Annotated in this window: 17 protein-coding genes; 13 read left to right on the top strand and 4 right to left on the bottom strand. The window is 45.4% G+C overall.

What is annotated here, in order from left to right; all coding sequences use genetic code 11:
* The first annotated feature begins 147 nt into the window (after positions 1-147).
* The 8 genes from F0229_RS01665 to rnd all read left to right on the top strand — a co-directional run bounded on the left by F0229_RS01665 (position 148) and on the right by rnd (position 8,085).
* Entirely contained in the window at positions 148-297 is a 150-nt protein-coding gene (locus F0229_RS01665; RefSeq protein ID WP_171732103.1) for a hypothetical protein, read from the top strand.
* 160 nt (positions 298-457) lie between these two features.
* On the top strand, positions 458-2,386 hold the full coding sequence (locus tag F0229_RS01660; protein ID WP_171732102.1) for an ATP-dependent DNA helicase: 1,929 nt from the start codon (positions 458-460) through the stop codon (positions 2,384-2,386).
* A 59-nt stretch (positions 2,387-2,445) separates the two neighbouring features.
* Positions 2,446-3,147 carry a tRNA (adenosine(37)-N6)-threonylcarbamoyltransferase complex dimerization subunit type 1 TsaB gene (gene tsaB / locus F0229_RS01655; protein ID WP_171732101.1) on the top strand — a complete coding sequence of 234 codons (702 nt, stop codon included), beginning with the start codon at positions 2,446-2,448 and terminating at the stop codon, positions 3,145-3,147.
* Between the two features lie 72 nt (positions 3,148-3,219).
* Complete coding sequence (locus F0229_RS01650; protein WP_017062378.1) at positions 3,220-3,525, top strand: hypothetical protein; 306 nt, start codon at positions 3,220-3,222, stop codon at positions 3,523-3,525.
* A gap of 35 nt (positions 3,526-3,560) precedes the next feature.
* Positions 3,561-4,121, top strand: coding sequence for a Slp family lipoprotein (locus F0229_RS01645; protein ID WP_171732100.1), 561 nt, complete (start codon positions 3,561-3,563; stop codon positions 4,119-4,121).
* A gap of 49 nt (positions 4,122-4,170) precedes the next feature.
* Positions 4,171-5,022, top strand: coding sequence for an alpha/beta fold hydrolase (locus tag F0229_RS01640; protein WP_017063418.1), 852 nt, complete (start codon positions 4,171-4,173; stop codon positions 5,020-5,022).
* A 106-nt stretch (positions 5,023-5,128) separates the two neighbouring features.
* Positions 5,129-6,823: a long-chain-fatty-acid--CoA ligase FadD gene (gene fadD, locus F0229_RS01635; protein WP_017062375.1), complete on the top strand. Its 1,695-nt coding sequence runs from the start codon at positions 5,129-5,131 to the stop codon at positions 6,821-6,823.
* A 143-nt stretch (positions 6,824-6,966) separates the two neighbouring features.
* Positions 6,967-8,085 (top strand): ribonuclease D, encoded by a 1,119-nt coding sequence (gene rnd, locus F0229_RS01630; RefSeq protein WP_017062374.1) that lies wholly within the window; start codon positions 6,967-6,969, stop codon positions 8,083-8,085.
* A gap of 129 nt (positions 8,086-8,214) precedes the next feature.
* Here the strand turns inward: rnd and minE are convergent, their stop codons facing one another.
* The 3 genes from minE to minC are packed head-to-tail and all read right to left on the bottom strand — an operon-like array spanning position 8,215 to position 9,981.
* Entirely contained in the window at positions 8,215-8,478 is a 264-nt protein-coding gene (gene minE, locus F0229_RS01625) for a cell division topological specificity factor MinE (protein WP_010436847.1), read from the bottom strand.
* Between the two features lie 6 nt (positions 8,479-8,484).
* The gene (gene minD, locus F0229_RS01620) at positions 8,485-9,297 is read right to left on the bottom strand and encodes a septum site-determining protein MinD (RefSeq protein ID WP_009848498.1); all 813 of its coding nucleotides are present in this window, start codon (positions 9,295-9,297) and stop codon (positions 8,485-8,487) included.
* Between the two features lie 21 nt (positions 9,298-9,318).
* A complete protein-coding gene (gene minC, locus F0229_RS01615) occupies positions 9,319-9,981 on the bottom strand; it encodes a septum site-determining protein MinC (protein ID WP_017063419.1) in 663 nt (220 codons plus the stop codon).
* Between the two features lie 221 nt (positions 9,982-10,202).
* Between minC and F0229_RS01610 the strand changes: the two genes are divergently transcribed.
* From F0229_RS01610 to F0229_RS01590, 5 genes are all read left to right on the top strand, one after another.
* Positions 10,203-10,493 carry a YcgL domain-containing protein gene (locus F0229_RS01610; RefSeq protein WP_017079488.1) on the top strand — a complete coding sequence of 97 codons (291 nt, stop codon included), beginning with the start codon at positions 10,203-10,205 and terminating at the stop codon, positions 10,491-10,493.
* 30 nt (positions 10,494-10,523) lie between these two features.
* Complete coding sequence (locus tag F0229_RS01605; RefSeq protein ID WP_171732099.1) at positions 10,524-11,522, top strand: lytic transglycosylase domain-containing protein; 999 nt, start codon at positions 10,524-10,526, stop codon at positions 11,520-11,522.
* A 170-nt stretch (positions 11,523-11,692) separates the two neighbouring features.
* The gene (locus tag F0229_RS01600; protein ID WP_004734177.1) at positions 11,693-12,613 is read left to right on the top strand and encodes a LysR family transcriptional regulator; all 921 of its coding nucleotides are present in this window, start codon (positions 11,693-11,695) and stop codon (positions 12,611-12,613) included.
* Positions 12,614-12,817: 204 nt separating this feature from the next.
* The gene (locus F0229_RS01595) at positions 12,818-14,017 is read left to right on the top strand and encodes a NupC/NupG family nucleoside CNT transporter (protein ID WP_102445067.1); all 1,200 of its coding nucleotides are present in this window, start codon (positions 12,818-12,820) and stop codon (positions 14,015-14,017) included.
* A gap of 215 nt (positions 14,018-14,232) precedes the next feature.
* Complete coding sequence (locus F0229_RS01590) at positions 14,233-16,047, top strand: sodium:proton antiporter (RefSeq protein WP_171732098.1); 1,815 nt, start codon at positions 14,233-14,235, stop codon at positions 16,045-16,047.
* A gap of 126 nt (positions 16,048-16,173) precedes the next feature.
* Here the strand turns inward: F0229_RS01590 and folD are convergent, their stop codons facing one another.
* Positions 16,174-17,031 (bottom strand): bifunctional methylenetetrahydrofolate dehydrogenase/methenyltetrahydrofolate cyclohydrolase FolD, encoded by an 858-nt coding sequence (gene folD / locus F0229_RS01585; RefSeq protein ID WP_017062367.1) that lies wholly within the window; start codon positions 17,029-17,031, stop codon positions 16,174-16,176.
* Positions 17,032-17,038: the final 7 nt, after the last annotated feature.

The raw sequence follows: 17,038 nt of genomic DNA, 5'->3' as shown, positions 1-17,038 counted from the left end.
TCACTATTGATGTAGGTAGTTTGTTTGGCGACGATTATCTGATCATAAATGAAGCCTTTTTTCTATCTAAATAAACAAGTTAGCTCTTAAGATCCTGTCTATGAAGAGTTACTAGCCAAAAAACTGTACTGCAAGCGAGTGAATTCATTGGCGAGAGGTACCGAATTAGATGGTCATGTTCTAGATGAAATGTGGGAAAGTAAGACCTCACCAACCGATGCAGCGAAAGCCATACAGCCTGGTGATAACCATTTTGAAGGTGCTCCTTGGCTATCACGTTATCTCAGTCGAAAATAAAAACGATTCTCTAATTCCTACTTCTTCAATTCTTACCTTCAAGGTAACTTAAGCCACGTCAAGCCAAACCAAACACCTCCGGTGCGAAGTCATTCTTGATTCGCGCCGGCTCACTAAACCTGCCATAATTCTCCTTCTCTTTTTCTAAACTTCGTACTCTATGATATCTAAAACGTTTTCTGCTGATGGCGCTCTGGGCAAAGCTATCCCTGGGTTTCAACCAAGACAAGCTCAGTTAGACATGGCTGAAGCGGTTTCACAAGCTATTGAAAATCAAAGCCAGTTGGTTGTTGAGGCTGGAACAGGTACTGGTAAGACGTTTGCTTACCTAGTGCCTGCGCTGCTTAGTGGCAAGAAAACCATCATTAGTACGGGGTCTAAAAACCTTCAAGAACAGCTGTTTCACCGAGATTTACCCTTGATGGTCGATGCGCTTGGCTTTTATGGTCAAGTTGCGTTGCTCAAAGGACGTTCAAACTATTTGTGTTTGGACAGACTCAGCCGCCAAATGATCGAGAGTCATGGTGCTCATACCGATCCAACTCTGCTGGCTCAGTTAGTCAAAGTTCGTAGTTGGTCGTCATCCACTCAAACGGGTGATTTAGGCGATTGTGATGATATCGCTGAAGACAGCCCGGTTATTCCAACCATTACCTCGACCAATGATAATTGCTTGGGTAAAGAGTGCCCAAGCTATACCGATTGCTTTGTGCTTAAAGCGCGTAAAAAAGCGATGGATTCCGATGTGGTGGTCGTAAACCACCACCTTTTCCTAGCTGATTTGGCGATCAAAGAAACCGGATTTGGCGAATTGATACCTGAAGCTGACGTGTTTATTTTCGATGAAGCACATCAACTTCCTGACATCGCCAGCCAGTACTTCGGACAATCGGTTTCCAGTCGACAGATCCAAGAGTTAGCCAAAGACATTGAAATTGCTTACCGAACTGAAGCCAAAGACATGCGTCAGCTACAGAAAGTAGGAGATAGGCTTGTTCAGTCAGCTGCCGACCTACGCATTGTGTTGGGCGATACCGGCTTTCGTGGTAACTGGCGTGAAGCACTAAAGTCTGAGTCAATTGCACGAGAACTTGTTCGTCTACAAGATGCGTTGCAACTGGCCGTCGATGTATTGAAGCTAGCATTGGGTCGAAGCCAACTGTTAGACACCGCTTTTGAACGTGCGAACATGATTAAGTCACGCATTGAACGTGTGTGCGATGTGTCGATTACGGGTTACTCCTATTGGTATGACACAACACCAAGGCAATTCGCTTTGCACATCACACCACTGTCGGTTGCGGATAAATTCCATGAGCAAATCGAACTTAAACCGGGCGCTTGGGTATTTACCTCAGCAACCTTGGCGGTGTCAGATGATTTCGATCACTTTACCTCTCGACTTGGCTTAAAGCCGTCGGCTCAGTTTTCACTGCCGAGTCCATTTGATTATCCGAATCAGGCACGTTTATGTGTGCCTCGTTATCTTCCAGAACCCAATAGTCCGGGTTTGGCGGATAAGTTAGTTCGAATGCTGACTCCGGTGATTGAGCAAAACCAAGGCCGCTGTTTTTTCTTGTGTACTTCACACAGCATGATGAAAGAGTTGGGTGAGCGATTCCGAGAAACCCTCACTGTACCAGTCCTATTACAAGGTGAGACAAGCAAGCAAAAAACCTTAGCCGAGTTCATGGAATTAGGTAACGCATTGCTCGTAGCTACAGGTGCTTTCTGGGAAGGGATAGATGTTAGGGGCGACGCATTAAGCTGTGTTATCATCGATAAATTGCCCTTTACCGCCCCTGATGACCCTTTACTTAAGGCTCGAATCGAGGACTGTAAATTAAAAGGGGGTGATCCTTTTGCACAGGTACAGTTGCCAGACGCCGTGATTACCTTGAAACAAGGTGTAGGCCGATTGATACGTGACAAGCGCGATAATGGCGCTTTGATTATTTGCGATAACCGATTGGTGACTCGCGATTACGGTGGCATATTTTTGGCGAGTTTACCGCCTATCCCACGTACCCGTGATTTAGGGGTCATTAAAGAATTCTTAGCTAAAGACCATTCAATCGCTGCTGAGTAATTGGCATTGTTGAGCTTAGCCATTATTTTTAGATTAGATAACAGATATTTGAGACACAAATGAGCGCGAAAATTCTTGCAGTAGATACCGCAACTGAAAACTGTTCAGTTGCATTAGTAATGGGTGACCAGGTGTTCGCACGTAGCGAAGAGGCTCCTCGAGACCATACAAAAAAAATTCTACCTATGGTTGATGAAGTACTGAAAGAAGCGAATGTCGCTTTAACCGATATTGATGCTATCGCGTTTGGCCAAGGTCCAGGCAGTTTCACGGGTGTGCGTATTGGTATTGGTATTGCTCAGGGCTTGGCTTTTGGTGCGGATTTACCAATGATTGGTGTCTCTACACTGGCAGCTATGGCGCAAGGCAGCTACCGTAAATTTGGTGAAACTCATGTAGCAACAGCGATTGATGCGCGTATGAGCGAAGTGTACTGGGCTCGTTACAGCCGCGAACAAGATGGTCGTTGGACTGCGGTTGATGCCGAATGTGTAACGCCACCAAGTGAACTGGCTGCGCAGTTAGAAGCAGATTCTGAAATATGGGCGAAAGTCGGTACCGGCTGGGAAGCTTATGCCGAGCATATGGATACACTTGCGATCAACACCAAAGCGTGTGAAGTGCTATTCCCAGAAGCTCAAGATATGGCGTTCCTTGCTCAATTTGCTTACGCAGAAGGTAAAGCGGTTGCAGCAGAAGAATCTGAGCCAGTTTATCTTCGTGACAAAGTGACTTGGAAGAAACTGCCAGGTCGCGAATAATTTTTACAAGGTTCTGATGCAAATTAGGTCTAAATGCGTATTATTTAGATTTGAGAGGGCAGATATTTAGTCATGGTATCAATTAACAACTTACCTCCTTCTTCGATAGGCAGCACGTCTAAGCCGAATCGAATTAAAAAGAAGGAGCAGGCAAAAAAATCTGATGCTAGCACTGCGGTTGGGCAACCGACTAAGGTCGCTAATGCTGTTTCTCACTCTATTCGTCAAGTTAAAGAGTCTGAACTACACAAGGCTCAAATCCAGTATGATCTTCCAGAAGGCCGAGGACGTAAGGCTATGGAAGAGTATATGGATGTAATGAATCAGGCGAAGAAAGAAGAACTTGCAAAGCTTATCGGTGTCGATATCTACATCTAGAGCTTCTTATTAATGCCTGTTTAAGGACCAGAACCATGTCAAATTATCTCTCTAAATTACGCTTAATAGCCCTTTCTCTTGGTGTCTTGGTACTTGCCGGGTGTTCATCACTTCCTAGCGAACTTGAAGCAAAATCAGAGCCTGTAATTAGTGATTACCAACAGTGGGTCGACCAACTACCGGAGGCAAAAAGTGTTCGATTGGGTGGCGTTATCTCTAAAGTAACCAACTTGAAAGATAAGACTCGAATCGAAGTTGCTAATATGCCGATTTCGAGTAACGGTAAGCCAGACCTAGACGCAGAGCCAAGCGGACGTTTTGTTGGTTATATTGAAGGGTATGTTGAGCCTCTAAGTTTTGCAGAAGGCCGTCTGATTACACTGGTTGGTCAGTCAAGCGGAAGTGAAGATGGAAAAATAGGGGAATACCCTTACATCTTCCCTGTGATGAAAGTGGACAACCAACGACTGTGGAACATCACTGAGCGTGTTGTTGTTAACGATTTTGCACCAACCTACTACTCGTGCAGAAGTTTGCATTGTCGCAGTTTTCAAACGATGCCAAGACAAGGTCGAGTGATACAAGACGTAGAGTAATTAACTTTATCCGATGTTGATTACGCAAACAGATGGAACTACATGTTTGATGATTGAAAAGTCATACTCCCTCGCGAGCGGGACGCTTGCAACACAACAGATTGGCAACCCACAAACGACCGCAACGACGGTCGTTTTTATTCATGGGTGGTTGGATAATTCGTCCAGCTTTAATCAGGTTATGCAGCAAGTCGCCAAGTTTGCGCCCAATGCTCACCTTGTTGCTATCGATCTCTTCGGACACGGCTTCTCGTCGCACAAATCGGGAAGTTACTACCCATTTCATGATTATATAGATGACTTGCATCAGTTGGTGACTAAATTATCGCCAAACAGACTGGTACTGGTAGGACATTCACTTGGTGCATTGATAGCAAGTTGCTATAGTGCCGCCTTTCCTGAAAAGGTGTCAGGATTAATTCAAATTGAAGGTCACGGACCTCTTTCTGAAGCTCCCCACGAAACAGTCTCTCGCTTGAGGGATGGGGTACTCAGTCGTCTTCGACAGCGAAGAAAGCCTTCACGTCCTCTGGCAAGCCTTGAGGATGCTATTAAGCTGAGAGCTCACGCCAACCAAATTAATGCTGAATTAATCGCTCCTATTGTTGAGCGAGGTATTGTCGAGTTCGAGAACTCTTGGCAATGGCGATGCGACCCTAATCTAAAATGTGACTCGTTATATCGAATGTCACAAGCGCACGCTGAAGCGATTATGGCGGCTATTGAATGCCCTCAATTAATAATCCTAGGCAATGATGGATTCCGACATTTGCAGCATAATCGCTACAAATCAGTGCATAGTCCTCTGCAAATAGAGACTGTTCCTGGTGGACATCATTGTCATTTAGAGAGCCCAGAGCTAGTTTCAGAGCTAATTCTTGGTGTAGTTAACAAAATTTAAACAAGTGTTTGAGCCTTTTAGTGCTCATGCACTAAAGCTGTGCTGTAATACCGCAATGATAAAAAGCGGCGAAGCAGTCGTCAGCTGATAAACGAGGAGTAACATCGTGGATAAACCTTGGCTTTCACGTTATCCAAGTGACGTACCAGAAACGATCAACCCAGATCAGTACCCATCTCTTGTAGAAATGTTTGAACAGTCGGTACAGAAGTACGCGGACCAACCTGCATTCGAGAACATGGGCTCGATTATGACATTCCGTAAGCTTGAAGAGCGCAGCCGTGCTTTTGCCGCTTACCTACAGAATGACTTGAAACTGAAGAAGGGCGATCGCGTCGCGCTAATGATGCCAAACCTACTGCAATACCCAATTGCACTATTTGGTGTATTGCGTGCAGGTATGATTGCAGTGAACGTCAACCCACTGTACACACCTCGTGAGCTTGAACATCAACTGAACGATTCTGGTGCAAAGGCGATTGTTATCGTATCTAACTTTGCGAGCACGCTAGAGAAAGTCGTTGATAACACGCCGGTTAAACACGTTGTTCTAACTAGCCTAGGGCAAATGCTGCCACGCGCGAAAGGGACAATTGTCGACTTTGTAGTGAAATACGTAAAAGGCATGGTGCCTAAGTATGATCTGCCGGGTGCTATCTCATTCAGAAAAGCGCTGCACAAAGGTCGTCGTCTTCAATATGTGAAACCGTTCATGGCGGGTGATGACATCGCGTTCCTACAGTACACTGGTGGTACAACAGGTGTAGCGAAGGGCGCAATCCTAACGCACCGCAATATGATTGCGAACGTACTTCAAGCGAAAGGGGCTTACGGTCCTGTTCTGCAAGAAGGCCGCGAGTTGGTTGTAACGGCATTACCGCTTTACCACGTATTTGCACTGACGGTGAACTGCTTACTGTTTGTTGAGATGGGTGGTCGTAACCTTCTAATTACTAACCCTCGTGACATTCCTGGCTTTATTAAAGAGCTGCAAAAGGTTCCGTTTACCGCAATTACCGGCGTAAACACCTTGTTTAATGCGCTAGTTAATAACGAAGATTTCCACGAGTTGGATTTCAGTAACCTACGCCTATCTGTTGGCGGCGGCATGGCGGTTCAACGCGCTGTTGCTGAGCAATGGAAGAAAGCGACAGGTATTCACCTATTGGAAGGCTATGGCTTAACTGAGTGTTCACCACTGGTAACAGGTAACCCATACGACCTTAAAGACTACACTGGTGCTATTGGCCTACCCGTACCATCGACAGAAGTTCGTATTGTTGATGATGAAGGCAAGGTTATTGCTAATGACCAAGTAGGCGAGCTGCAAGTTCGTGGTCCTCAGGTGATGCAAGGCTACTGGCAGCGCCCTGAAGCGACTAAAGAAGTGATCGATCAAGACGGTTGGTTATCGACAGGTGACATCGTTAAGTTTGATGACGAAGGCTTGTTGTACATCGTTGACCGTAAGAAGGACATGATTCTTGTATCTGGCTTCAACGTTTACCCGAACGAGATTGAAGACGTAGTGGCTCTGCACGGTAAAGTGTTAGAAGTAGCAGCTATCGGCCAGCCTCATGAAGTGTCTGGTGAGTTAGTTAAGATCTACGTTGTTAAGCGTGACCCTAGCCTGACCAAAGAAGACATTATCGCGCACTGTCGTGAGCACCTAACGGGTTACAAGATCCCTAAATTAGTCGAGTTCAGAGATGACCTTCCAAAGACTAACGTAGGTAAGATCTTACGCCGCGTACTGCGTGAAGAAAACGATGCAGAACTTGCGAAACGCGCTAGCGAATAATTAGCCCGTTTGCGCGAAAGTACTGCACCAAAACCATTGAGGCGCTTAATCTAAGCGAGCGCTGAAAAATGGTGTTAGAATGCCGACAGTTAATGTCGGCATTTTTGTATCCGGCGATCAAATAGAAACCTGTGAGAGTTTTTGTGGATTATCAAATCATTACCCAATTGAAAGACCTTGAGCGAGTTTGCCAACAAGCACGTGAAGCCGATGTCGTTATGCTTGATACGGAGTTCGTTCGTACTAGAACCTATTACCCTCAATTAGGCTTGATTCAGTTATTTGATGGTGAAACGCTGTCACTGATTGACCCTATTGCTCTTGATGACATGACACCGTTCGTTACCTTGTTGAAAGACGCATCAGTATTGAAAGTGCTGCACGCGTGCGGTGAAGATTTGGAAGTGTTCCAGAACGCATTTGGCTGTACACCAACACCAATGGTTGATACACAGATCATGGCGGCTTTCTTAGGTCATGGTTTATCAACGGGCTTTGCTGCTCTGGTTTCAGAGTTTGTCGGTGTCGATCTCGATAAGAGTGAATCTCGCACAGACTGGCTAGCGCGTCCGCTTTCTCAAAAACAATTGGACTACGCAGCAGCAGACGTGCATTACCTAATGCCAATGTACAACAAGCTTCTAGAAAAAGTGATGGAAGCTGGCTGGTGGGAAGCGGCTCAGCAAGAGTCTGATTTACAAGTTGCCAAGCGCATTCGTAAAGTAAACCCAGATACAGCCTACCTTGATATTAAAGGGGCGTGGCAGCTTAAACCTAAGCAATTAGCGATCTTACGACCTCTAGCAACTTGGCGTCTAAAAGAAGCAATCAAGCGCGATTTAGCGCTGAACTTTGTCTTCAAAGAACAAGACCTATGGGCTGTGGCGCGTTTTGCGATGAAAGATCCCAAGCACATGGAGCAAGAGGGTTTTGATTACCGCTCTGTGCGTCGCCATGGTGCGAAGATCAGCTCAATCGTAAAGTTAGCGGAACATACACCAGAAGAAGAGTACCCAGCACCAGTAGAACGTCTAATGGACTTCCCTGGCTACAAGCAACTCTTCAAAGTGCTGAAAGATGAAGTGAAAACAGCATCACAACACAGTGGTTTGGCGACGGAATTCTTGGCATCGAAGAAGCAACTTAACCAAATGTTAAGCTGGGTGTGGAAGCACGATCGTAACCCAGAAAAGCTGCCTGATGTTATGCAAGGCTGGCGTTTAGATGTGGTTGGCGAAAAGCTGAGTAAAGCGATCAAATAACCGCTTGCTGCTTTAAAGCCTAACTTAGTTACAGTTATAAACTGCACATACAAAAAAGAGAGCCTAGGCTCTCTTTTTTATTCAATCAATACAAGCAAGTGTATTACCTGCCAATCTTGTTCAGAAAGATTATCGATCTTCTTCTGGAAGCTTAACATTCAACTCTAACACTGAGATGTCGTCATCTTTGTGTTCAAAAGTCAGATCAACCATTGATGGATCGACCTCAACGTACTTGGCAATACACTTCAAGATGTCTTCTTTTAGTTGCGGCAGGTAAGACGGCGCTGGGTCGTCATGGCTGCGTCGTTCGGCAACAATGATCTGCAAACGTTCTTTGGCTAGGTTTGCGGTTGTCTTTTTCTGTGGTCTAAAAAACTCTAATAATGACATTGTGTATTAGCCCCCGAACAGTCGTTTGAAGATGCCTTTCTTCTGTTCCGTTAAGAAGCGGAAGTCAACTTGGCTACCCAGTAGTCGCTCTACAGTATCATTGTAAGCCATACCTGCGTCGGTTGCTTCGTCAAAGATAACTGGAACACCCTTGTTCGATGCGTTCAGTACCGCTTGGCTCTCTGGAATTACACCCAGTAGAGAGATGTGCAGGATTTCTTCAACGTCTTCAACACTGAGCATCTCACCTTGAGTTACACGTGCTGGGTTGTAGCGAGTCAATAGAAGGTGTGTTTTCACTGGCTCTAAGCCGTCTTCAGAACGACGAGATTTAGAGTCAAGAATACCTAGAATACGGTCTGAATCGCGTACTGAAGAGACTTCTGGGTTGGTGGTTACAATCGCTTCATCAGCGAAGTACAACGCCATAAGAGCGCCTTGTTCGATACCCGCAGGAGAATCACAGATGATGAAATCAAAGCCCATTTCATCCAGTTCATCAAATACACGACGAACACCATCTTTTGTTAGTGCGTCTTTATCACGAGTTTGAGAAGCAGGAAGAATGAACAGGTTCTCTGTGCGCTTGTCTTTGATCATCGCTTGGTTCAGCGTCGCTTCACCATTGATAACATTAACGAAGTCGTACACAACACGACGCTCACAACCCATGATTAAATCTAGGTTACGCAGACCGATATCAAAGTCGATAACTGCGGTTTTCTTTCCTTTTAAAGCCAGACCCGAGGCAATAGCTGCACTGGAGGTCGTTTTGCCTACCCCGCCTTTACCTGACGTTACAACGATAATGCGTGCCATTCTGTTTTCCTTTTATTTCTCTTATATTGCGAGGACATCAACGTGTAATACATCGTTTGCCATACTGAACATGGTTTTCTTCTGCCAGTACTCGCTTTCAATTTGATCGCTGAGCCAGTAATTTCCAGCAATGGAAACCAGCTCGGCTTGTAAGTCATTACAAATTATTTTTGCTTCAGTTTGACCACTTGCACCTGCAATCGCACGGCCGCGTAAAGTGCCATGAATATGGATGCTGCCATCGGCAATCACTTCCGCGCCTGCACTCACATGGCTGAGTATCAATAGATCGCCATCTTTCGCATAAACCTGCTGACCAGAACGAATAGGGGTTCTAATCACTTTGATTGGTGCCATTTTCGCTGGAGCTTGAGATGGCGACTTGCTTGCCGTCATCACTGCAAAACCGGCTTCTTTAGCGAGGTTTTGCATTCGCTTATCAGAACAGCCTGCCACACCAACCGGGATCATGCCCGCTTGAGATATACCATTTTTAAGTTGCACAAAATCGATATCGCCCGCGACTTTGCTAATGTTGATAACAACAGGCGCAGCTGCGAAAAAAGTGGGTGCCTGGTCTACCTTCTCTTGAAGAAAAGACACTGCATTTTCGACTTGATCATCGGATAAGTGCAAAACAGATAGCGTGAAACTGCTACCTTTTAGATCTGGGTTACTAGACATCGAAAAACTACAGGACCTCAATAGCGGATTGGTACAATTTCTTTATCAATAAAATAAAGGGCATTGCCTGAAACTAGGTTTATCATGTTATATTCCCAAACCAAGCACAGCAAGTAATCTTGTTGTCAAATGAACGTTTTGTTCCCAATATTTCCCTAACATAAACTATTGATCTCGCAAGTGAGAGTTTTGTAGTCATAAACATTTAAAAAAGGTTTGTCATGCTGTGTTCTATATATAAAAGTTCAAAGAAAGAAGGAACATACCTTTATATCCCTAAGAAGGATGATTTTTCACAAGTTCCTGACGCATTGATGCAAATGTTTGGTAAACCTAGTTTTGTAATGGTAATTAAAATGGACGGCCGTAAACTGGCTCAAGTGAACATCGATAAAGTGAGAGAATCACTGAACACCGATGGTTTCTTTTTGCAGGTTCCGCCACCACCAGTTAACGAACTTGAGCTTCATAAAGAGCGTAAAGCTCAAAATAAAGGTCAAGACGAAGAGTGATAGCCACCTCAATTCAAGGAGGAGTGATCGTTGAGTAAATTTTCGAAAACCATATTGGCTGTGTCGGCATTACTATTGGGTAATAGCCTGACCATTGGCTCAGTTCAAGCTGAAGAGCTTAGCTTTGAGCAATATGTAGAAAAACTAAAGCAACAAGGTCGTGAAGAAGGTATTTCTGAAGCGATCATTGATGAAGCTTTTGATGGTGTGACGTTTAAGCCAAGAGCGGTAAAAGCCGACAAAAACCAACCTGAAAAGAAACTGACTCTGGATGAATACATTCCACGTGCGGTTCCTGACTGGAAAGTGAAGCAGGCGAGATCACTCTATAAGAAACACTACACAGCGTTAAAGCGTATTGGTGATGAATATGGTGTTCAACCAAGATTCATTGTCGCTCTGTGGGGTGTAGAGAGTAATTTTGGTAAGTTCACGGGGAATTACAGTGTTATTGATGCTCTAACAACCATGGCTTATGAAGGTCGCAGAGAAGCCTTCTTCCGTAGCGAAGCGATGGCGGCATTGAAGATTCTTGATCAAGGCCATATTGCACCCAAAGAGATGAAAGGCTCTTGGGCTGGCGCGATGGGGCAACCTCAGTTTATGCCAAGCTCATTCTTAGCTTACGCCGCTGATGGCAGTGGTGATGGCAAGAAAGATATTTGGGGTACCGAAGAAGACGTGTTTGCTTCGGCGGCTAATTATCTCAGCCAATCGGGTTGGGATGACAAATATACTTGGGGGCGTCAGGTTCACGTTCCATCAACCATGTCTATTGAGATGCAAGGTCGAGACGAAGACAAAGCGAAATACCTAAAAGAGTGGTCTGAACTTGGTATTAAGCGTTATGACGATCGCCCACTGCCTACACTTGATGAAGACATCAAAGCTTGGTTGATAATGCCGGACGATGAAACGGGTCGTTCGTACCTCATTTACAACAACTACAATGTGTTAATGAAGTGGAATCGTTCTTACTACTTTGCTTTGGCTGTCAGCCACCTAGCCGATAGAATTACGTTTGATTAATCGACCTAATTTGATTAATAGACTTAATCTGATTAATAGAACTAGGTCGCTTTGAATAGCATTTAGCCTACTATAGGCAGAACAGATTAAAGGACTCTTCGGAGTCCTTTTTATTTTATATTTCAGAGATTTAAGAAGGTGGTTTTGTGCTAACAGATAGAGCCGCACAGATGGTGATATTCCATGCGTTAATCAAGCATGAAGGCTTTACCAGTGCAGCAAAAAGCTTGAATGTGTCGGTATCTCACATCAGTAAACAAATTGCTTTACTCGAGGATTCGATAGGTATCAAGTTAGTGCAAAGAACCACACGCAGCCTTACGTTAACTGAAGCTGGAGAAGTGTTCTATCAGCATTGTGAGCAGCTGTTCAATACGGTGAAAGCGGCTCAAATGGACATGGATAGCCAGCGTGACGACATTTCTGGAATATTTCGTATAGGTTTGTCTCAGTCATTTGGCACACTGCATATCATTCCAGCGATTGACCAGCTTAGACAGCTTTACCCTCAGCTGAGAATTGAAGTGCATTTGTTCGATTACAAAGTGGACATGATTGAGGAGCGCTTGGATCTCTGGATCACCAACAATGAAGACCTGCCTGAAGGTTACATTGCGCAGCGCCTAGCCGACAGCCAGTTTGTGGTGGCCGCATCACCGGATTATCTGATTAAGGCCGGGACTCCACACGTGCCATCTGATCTGATTGACCATAACTGCCTCATCTACCGCAGCCGTGAACGTGATTACACGTCATGGGCATTTGATAACGGCCAAGAAAATCTCAGTGTTAAAGTGGCGGGCGATTACTCGGTGGATTTGGCTGAAGCGGTACGAGACGCGGCAGTATCAGGTTGGGGCGTTGCTTACCTAGCGACTTACTTAGTCAAAGAAGAGTTTAGAACGGGCAAGCTCATCCAAGTTTTACCGGAATGGCGAGCAAGTCAGCTGATGCCATTTTATGCCGTGTATCCGAGCCGAAAGAACATGCCGAAGAAGCTTTCAGCAGTGATTGAGTTCATCAAAGATCATATCGGATCGCCGACTTATTGGGACAAAAACCTCAAAACTTGCGTTGAACTGCACCGCTAACTGTTTCCCAATCTATAAATATAATTTCCATATGGAAAAAGTTTGTTTTTTAGTCAAAGTTAATTATTAAAATTCAATGACTTAGTGGGAGGGGCTATTAAAGAGTGATTCAACCAACATCACATTAACAACCTCAACTTGCCGCAAACGATTTCCTCTATAGAATGCGTCGCCTTTCCTACCTACAACTTTAGGTTGACGCACATGGCTTCCCTACTTGGAATTATCACTATTTTAGTAACCGCTTGGTTACTATCTACGGACAGAAAAAATATCCCGCTAAGAACCGTCTCTTTGGCTTTCTTACTGCAAATCTCATTCGCCCTACTGGTTCTGTATGTGCCAATGGGTAAAGAAGTGCTGAATGCAGCTACTGGTGCAGTGTCTAGTTTGATCAACTACGGTCAAGAGGGGATTAACTTCCTATTTGGTGGCCTAACGAATAACGGATTTGTATTCGCTATTAACGTTCTCGGCATCATTATCTTTTTCTCTGCATTGATTTCAGGTTTGTATCACATCGGCTTTATGCCAAAGGTGATCAACCTAATCGGCGGTGCTTTGCAAAAGTTCTTAGGTACAGGCCGTGCGGAGTCACTGTCTGCTACTGCGAATATTTTTGTTGGCATGATTGAAGCGCCATTGGTGGTTAAACCTTACTTGAAGCACATGACGGATTCACAGCTGTTTGCCGTGATGGTGTGTGGTTTAGCTTCTGTTGCTGGTGGTACGTTAGTGGGTTATGCATCGCTTGGTGTTGATTTGAACTACCTGATCGCTGCAGCGTTTATGTCGGCACCTGCTGGTCTATTGATGGCCAAGATTTTGGTACCAGGTAACGCAGATGAGGCTCAAGAAAATATTGAGTCTGACGTTGAAATTCCACGAGCAACAAACGTCGTTGAGGCAATGGCAGATGGGGCTATGTCTGGACTCCGTATTGCCGTTGCAGTGGGCGCGACACTTCTGGCCTTTATCAGTGTGATAGCAATGCTGAATGGCTTGTTAGGCATTGTTGGTGGCTGGTTTGGCGTAAACCTAAGCTTCGAACTTATCCTAGGTTATGTGTTTGCACCTGTTGCATGGTTGATCGGTGTGCCGTGGTCTGAGGCTGTGGTTGCAGGCTCGCTGATCGGTAACAAGATCGTTGTGAACGAGTTTGTGGCTTTCATCCAGTTAATGGACGTAAAAGACGCACTGAGTGAGCACTCAAAAGCGATCGTTACTTTCGCGCTATGTGGTTTTGCAAACATCTCTACGATGGCAATTCTGATTGGCGGTTTGGGCAGCTTGGTTCCAGAGCGTCGTTCTTTCATCTCACAATACGGCTTTAAAGCAATTTGTGCGGGTGTGCTTGCCAACCTAATGAGCGCAGCGATTGCGGGCGTGGTGCTTTCTCTATAAGTAATCATTGGTGACTTATAAGCACTTTCTAACTGGGTCATAACCACCCAGTGAGCTAATCATGGCTTTGCTCCTCCTATAGTAAAGTGACTGATTAACCACAATAATATTCGCTTAGTATGATAAAGAGAGCCTATAGTGTAAGAACGTAGGCTTTCTTATTTCATTGAATAGTTTGTACCACAGGGTGTGGTGCAAACCTTTTAGGGGCACAAATGGATTTGTCGATTACTTCTTCTTTGGCGTTAATTGGACTCTTGTCTTTAGCTTGTCAGCAGCTCGGCTGGCGTTTACGTCTTCCCGCCATTCTCCCTCTCCTTATCGTTGGCCTATTGTTAGGTCCCGGCCTGAATATTCTAAATCCCGATGCCATTTTCGGTGATGTGCTGTTTCCTATGATCTCCTTAGGGGTTGCCATCATCTTGTTTGAAGGAGCATTGACCCTAAATTTCAAAGAAATCAGAGGCCATGGCCGGATGGTGACTCACCTCGTGAGTTTCGGCATGTTGATTACATGGGCGTGTATCGTGGTGGGGGCATACTACTTTGTGGACTTCAGTTGGCCGTTAGCCGCACTGTTTGGTGCATTAGTTGTGGTAACTGGCCCTACGGTAATCGTGCCCATGCTTCGCAGTATTCAGCCTAAATCTTCGTTAGGCAGTATCTTGCGATGGGAAGGGATAGTAATTGATCCGATTGGCGCTCTGTTTGCGGTTCTCGTCTACGAGTACATTGTTTCTTCTGCCGACCCTACCGGACACGTTCTGTCAGCTCTGGGCCTGACGTTAGTCATAGGTTTAGGCTTAGGGATCATCGGTGGCCATTTGATTGCCAAGATGCTGCAAGGGCATTGGGTACCGCACTATTTACGTAATGTGGCTGTGCTGACGCTAATGTTGGCGGCGTTCTCGTTTTCTAATGATCTGAGTGAAGAATCGGGTTTATTAACCGTGACCATCATGGGGATCTGGCTTGCCAACGTGAAGGGCTTGGACATCGAAGACATCATCGAATTCAAAGAAACCCTGACCGTGTTACTTATTTCTGCGTTGTTTATTCTGTTAGCCAGTCGACTCGATTCGGGGGCTTTCCTTTCGATAGGTTGGGGCGGTATTGGGTTGCTAGCGGTGGTTATGTTGGTGGCTCGCCCGTTAAGCGTGTGGATCAGCGGGATCGGTACGGATCTTAATTCGGCGGATAAATGGTTTTTGAGTTGGATGGCACCTCGCGGGATCGTTGCTGCTGCAGTCTCTTCTCTATTTGCAATCAAGCTTCAAGAGAAGCAATTAATCGAAGGGGCAGATTTACTGGTGCCAATGGTGTTCTTGGTCATTATTGGTACGGTAGTGATTCAGAGCCTAACCGCGAGCTGGTGGGCGAGAAGGCTAGGGGTCACTCAAGAGAAAGCGCAAGGGGTTATCTTCTTTGGCGCCACTCACTTTGCAAGACAATTTGCCAAGGTGCTAGCCACACACAACATCAACAGTGTGCTTGCTGATACTAACTGGGAAAGCATTCGCTTAGCTCGTATGGATAACTTGAATGTTTACTTTGGTAACCCAGCTTCAAGCCACGCGGAAAACAATTTGGAACTCGATGGGATAGGGCGTGCGATGATCGTCTCGCCTTATCGTCAAACCAACCCGTTAGTTAGCATGCACTATCAAGACGAGTTTGGTGAGAATAAGGTGTTTGAGCTTGAATCCTCAGAGAATAAACATGAAAGGCACCAAGTGAGCCGCGATGGCAATAGAAGTCTGTTTTCGGAAGGGATCACCTATTCTAAGCTTAACTCGTTGATGGCTCAGGGTAGCCAAATTAAAAGTACAGGTTTGACCGAGGCATTTGATTTAAAAGAGTTTAACGCTTTGTATCCTAAAGCCATTCCTCTTGGGGTGATTAATGGCGGTGATTTCCGTTTAATTACACAAGGATCTGAGTTGGAAAAACTCATATCAACGGAGTGTGAGCTTATTAGTTTATTACCGCCTTCTGAACAGACGGAAAAAGTCGAGACTCCAGATAAGTAGCAACGAGCACTTCATCAAAAGCGAGTCACCCCGTTGTAAAAACGAATAGCTAAGTACCAAAGCATCAAAAAAGCCGCAACGTTCATCACGTTGCGGCTTTCTAATTTTATTTATATGCGCTGCGGACTACTTCGAGTGAAATTGCTCGCAAGCGATCATGGTGTTCTCGATTAGGCTCGCCACCGTCATTGGGCCAACACCACCCGGCACAGGTGTGATGAAGCTTGCGCTTTCTTTCGCTACGTCGTATTCAACGTCGCCCACTAGTTTGCCAGATTCTAAACGGTTGATACCAACATCGACCACAACAGCGCCTTTCTTAATCCAAGCGCCAGGAATGAAGTTAGGCTTACCAACGGCAACTACAACAACGTCTGCTTGACGCACGTGACCTTCAAGGTCTTTGGTGAAGCGGTGACATGTTGTCGTTGTACAACCTGCTAGAAGAAGTTCTAGCGTCATTGGGCGACCTACAATGTTTGATGCGCCAACCACAACCGCGTGTTTACCACGTAAGTCGATGTTGTAACGGTCAAGCAGCGTGATGATGCCTTTTGGCGTACAAGAGCGAAGCTTAGGCATGCGCTGAGCCAAACGGCCGACATTGTATGGGTGGAAGCCGTCAACGTCTTTCTCTGGCGTGATACGCTCAAGAACGTGAGTGCTATCAATGCCAGCTGGTAGAGGCAGTTGAACAAGAATACCGTCGATCTCTGGATCGTCGTTCAGTTGGTCTACCAATGTTAACAATTCGTCTTCTGTCGCAGTGGCTGGCAAGTCGTAAGATTTAGATACGAAGCCAACTTCTTCACACGCTTTACGCTTACTTCCAACGTAAACCTGAGAAGCAGGGTCTTCACCCACTAAAACAACCGCTAGGCCCGGAGCGCGTAATCCAGCTTCAGTACGAGCTTTTACACGTGCAGCAACTTCGGAGCGAACCGTTTGAGAAATTAGCTTTCCATCAATATTTTGAGCAGTCATGAATTTC

The organism is Vibrio sp. AIC-3 (assembly GCF_013114515.1).
In the GTDB taxonomy this organism is placed as follows: Bacteria; Pseudomonadota; Gammaproteobacteria; order Enterobacterales; family Vibrionaceae; genus Vibrio; species Vibrio crassostreae_C.
The sequence above is the reverse complement of the archived record's forward strand: the minus strand, read 5'-3'. Positions and strand labels throughout refer to the sequence as shown.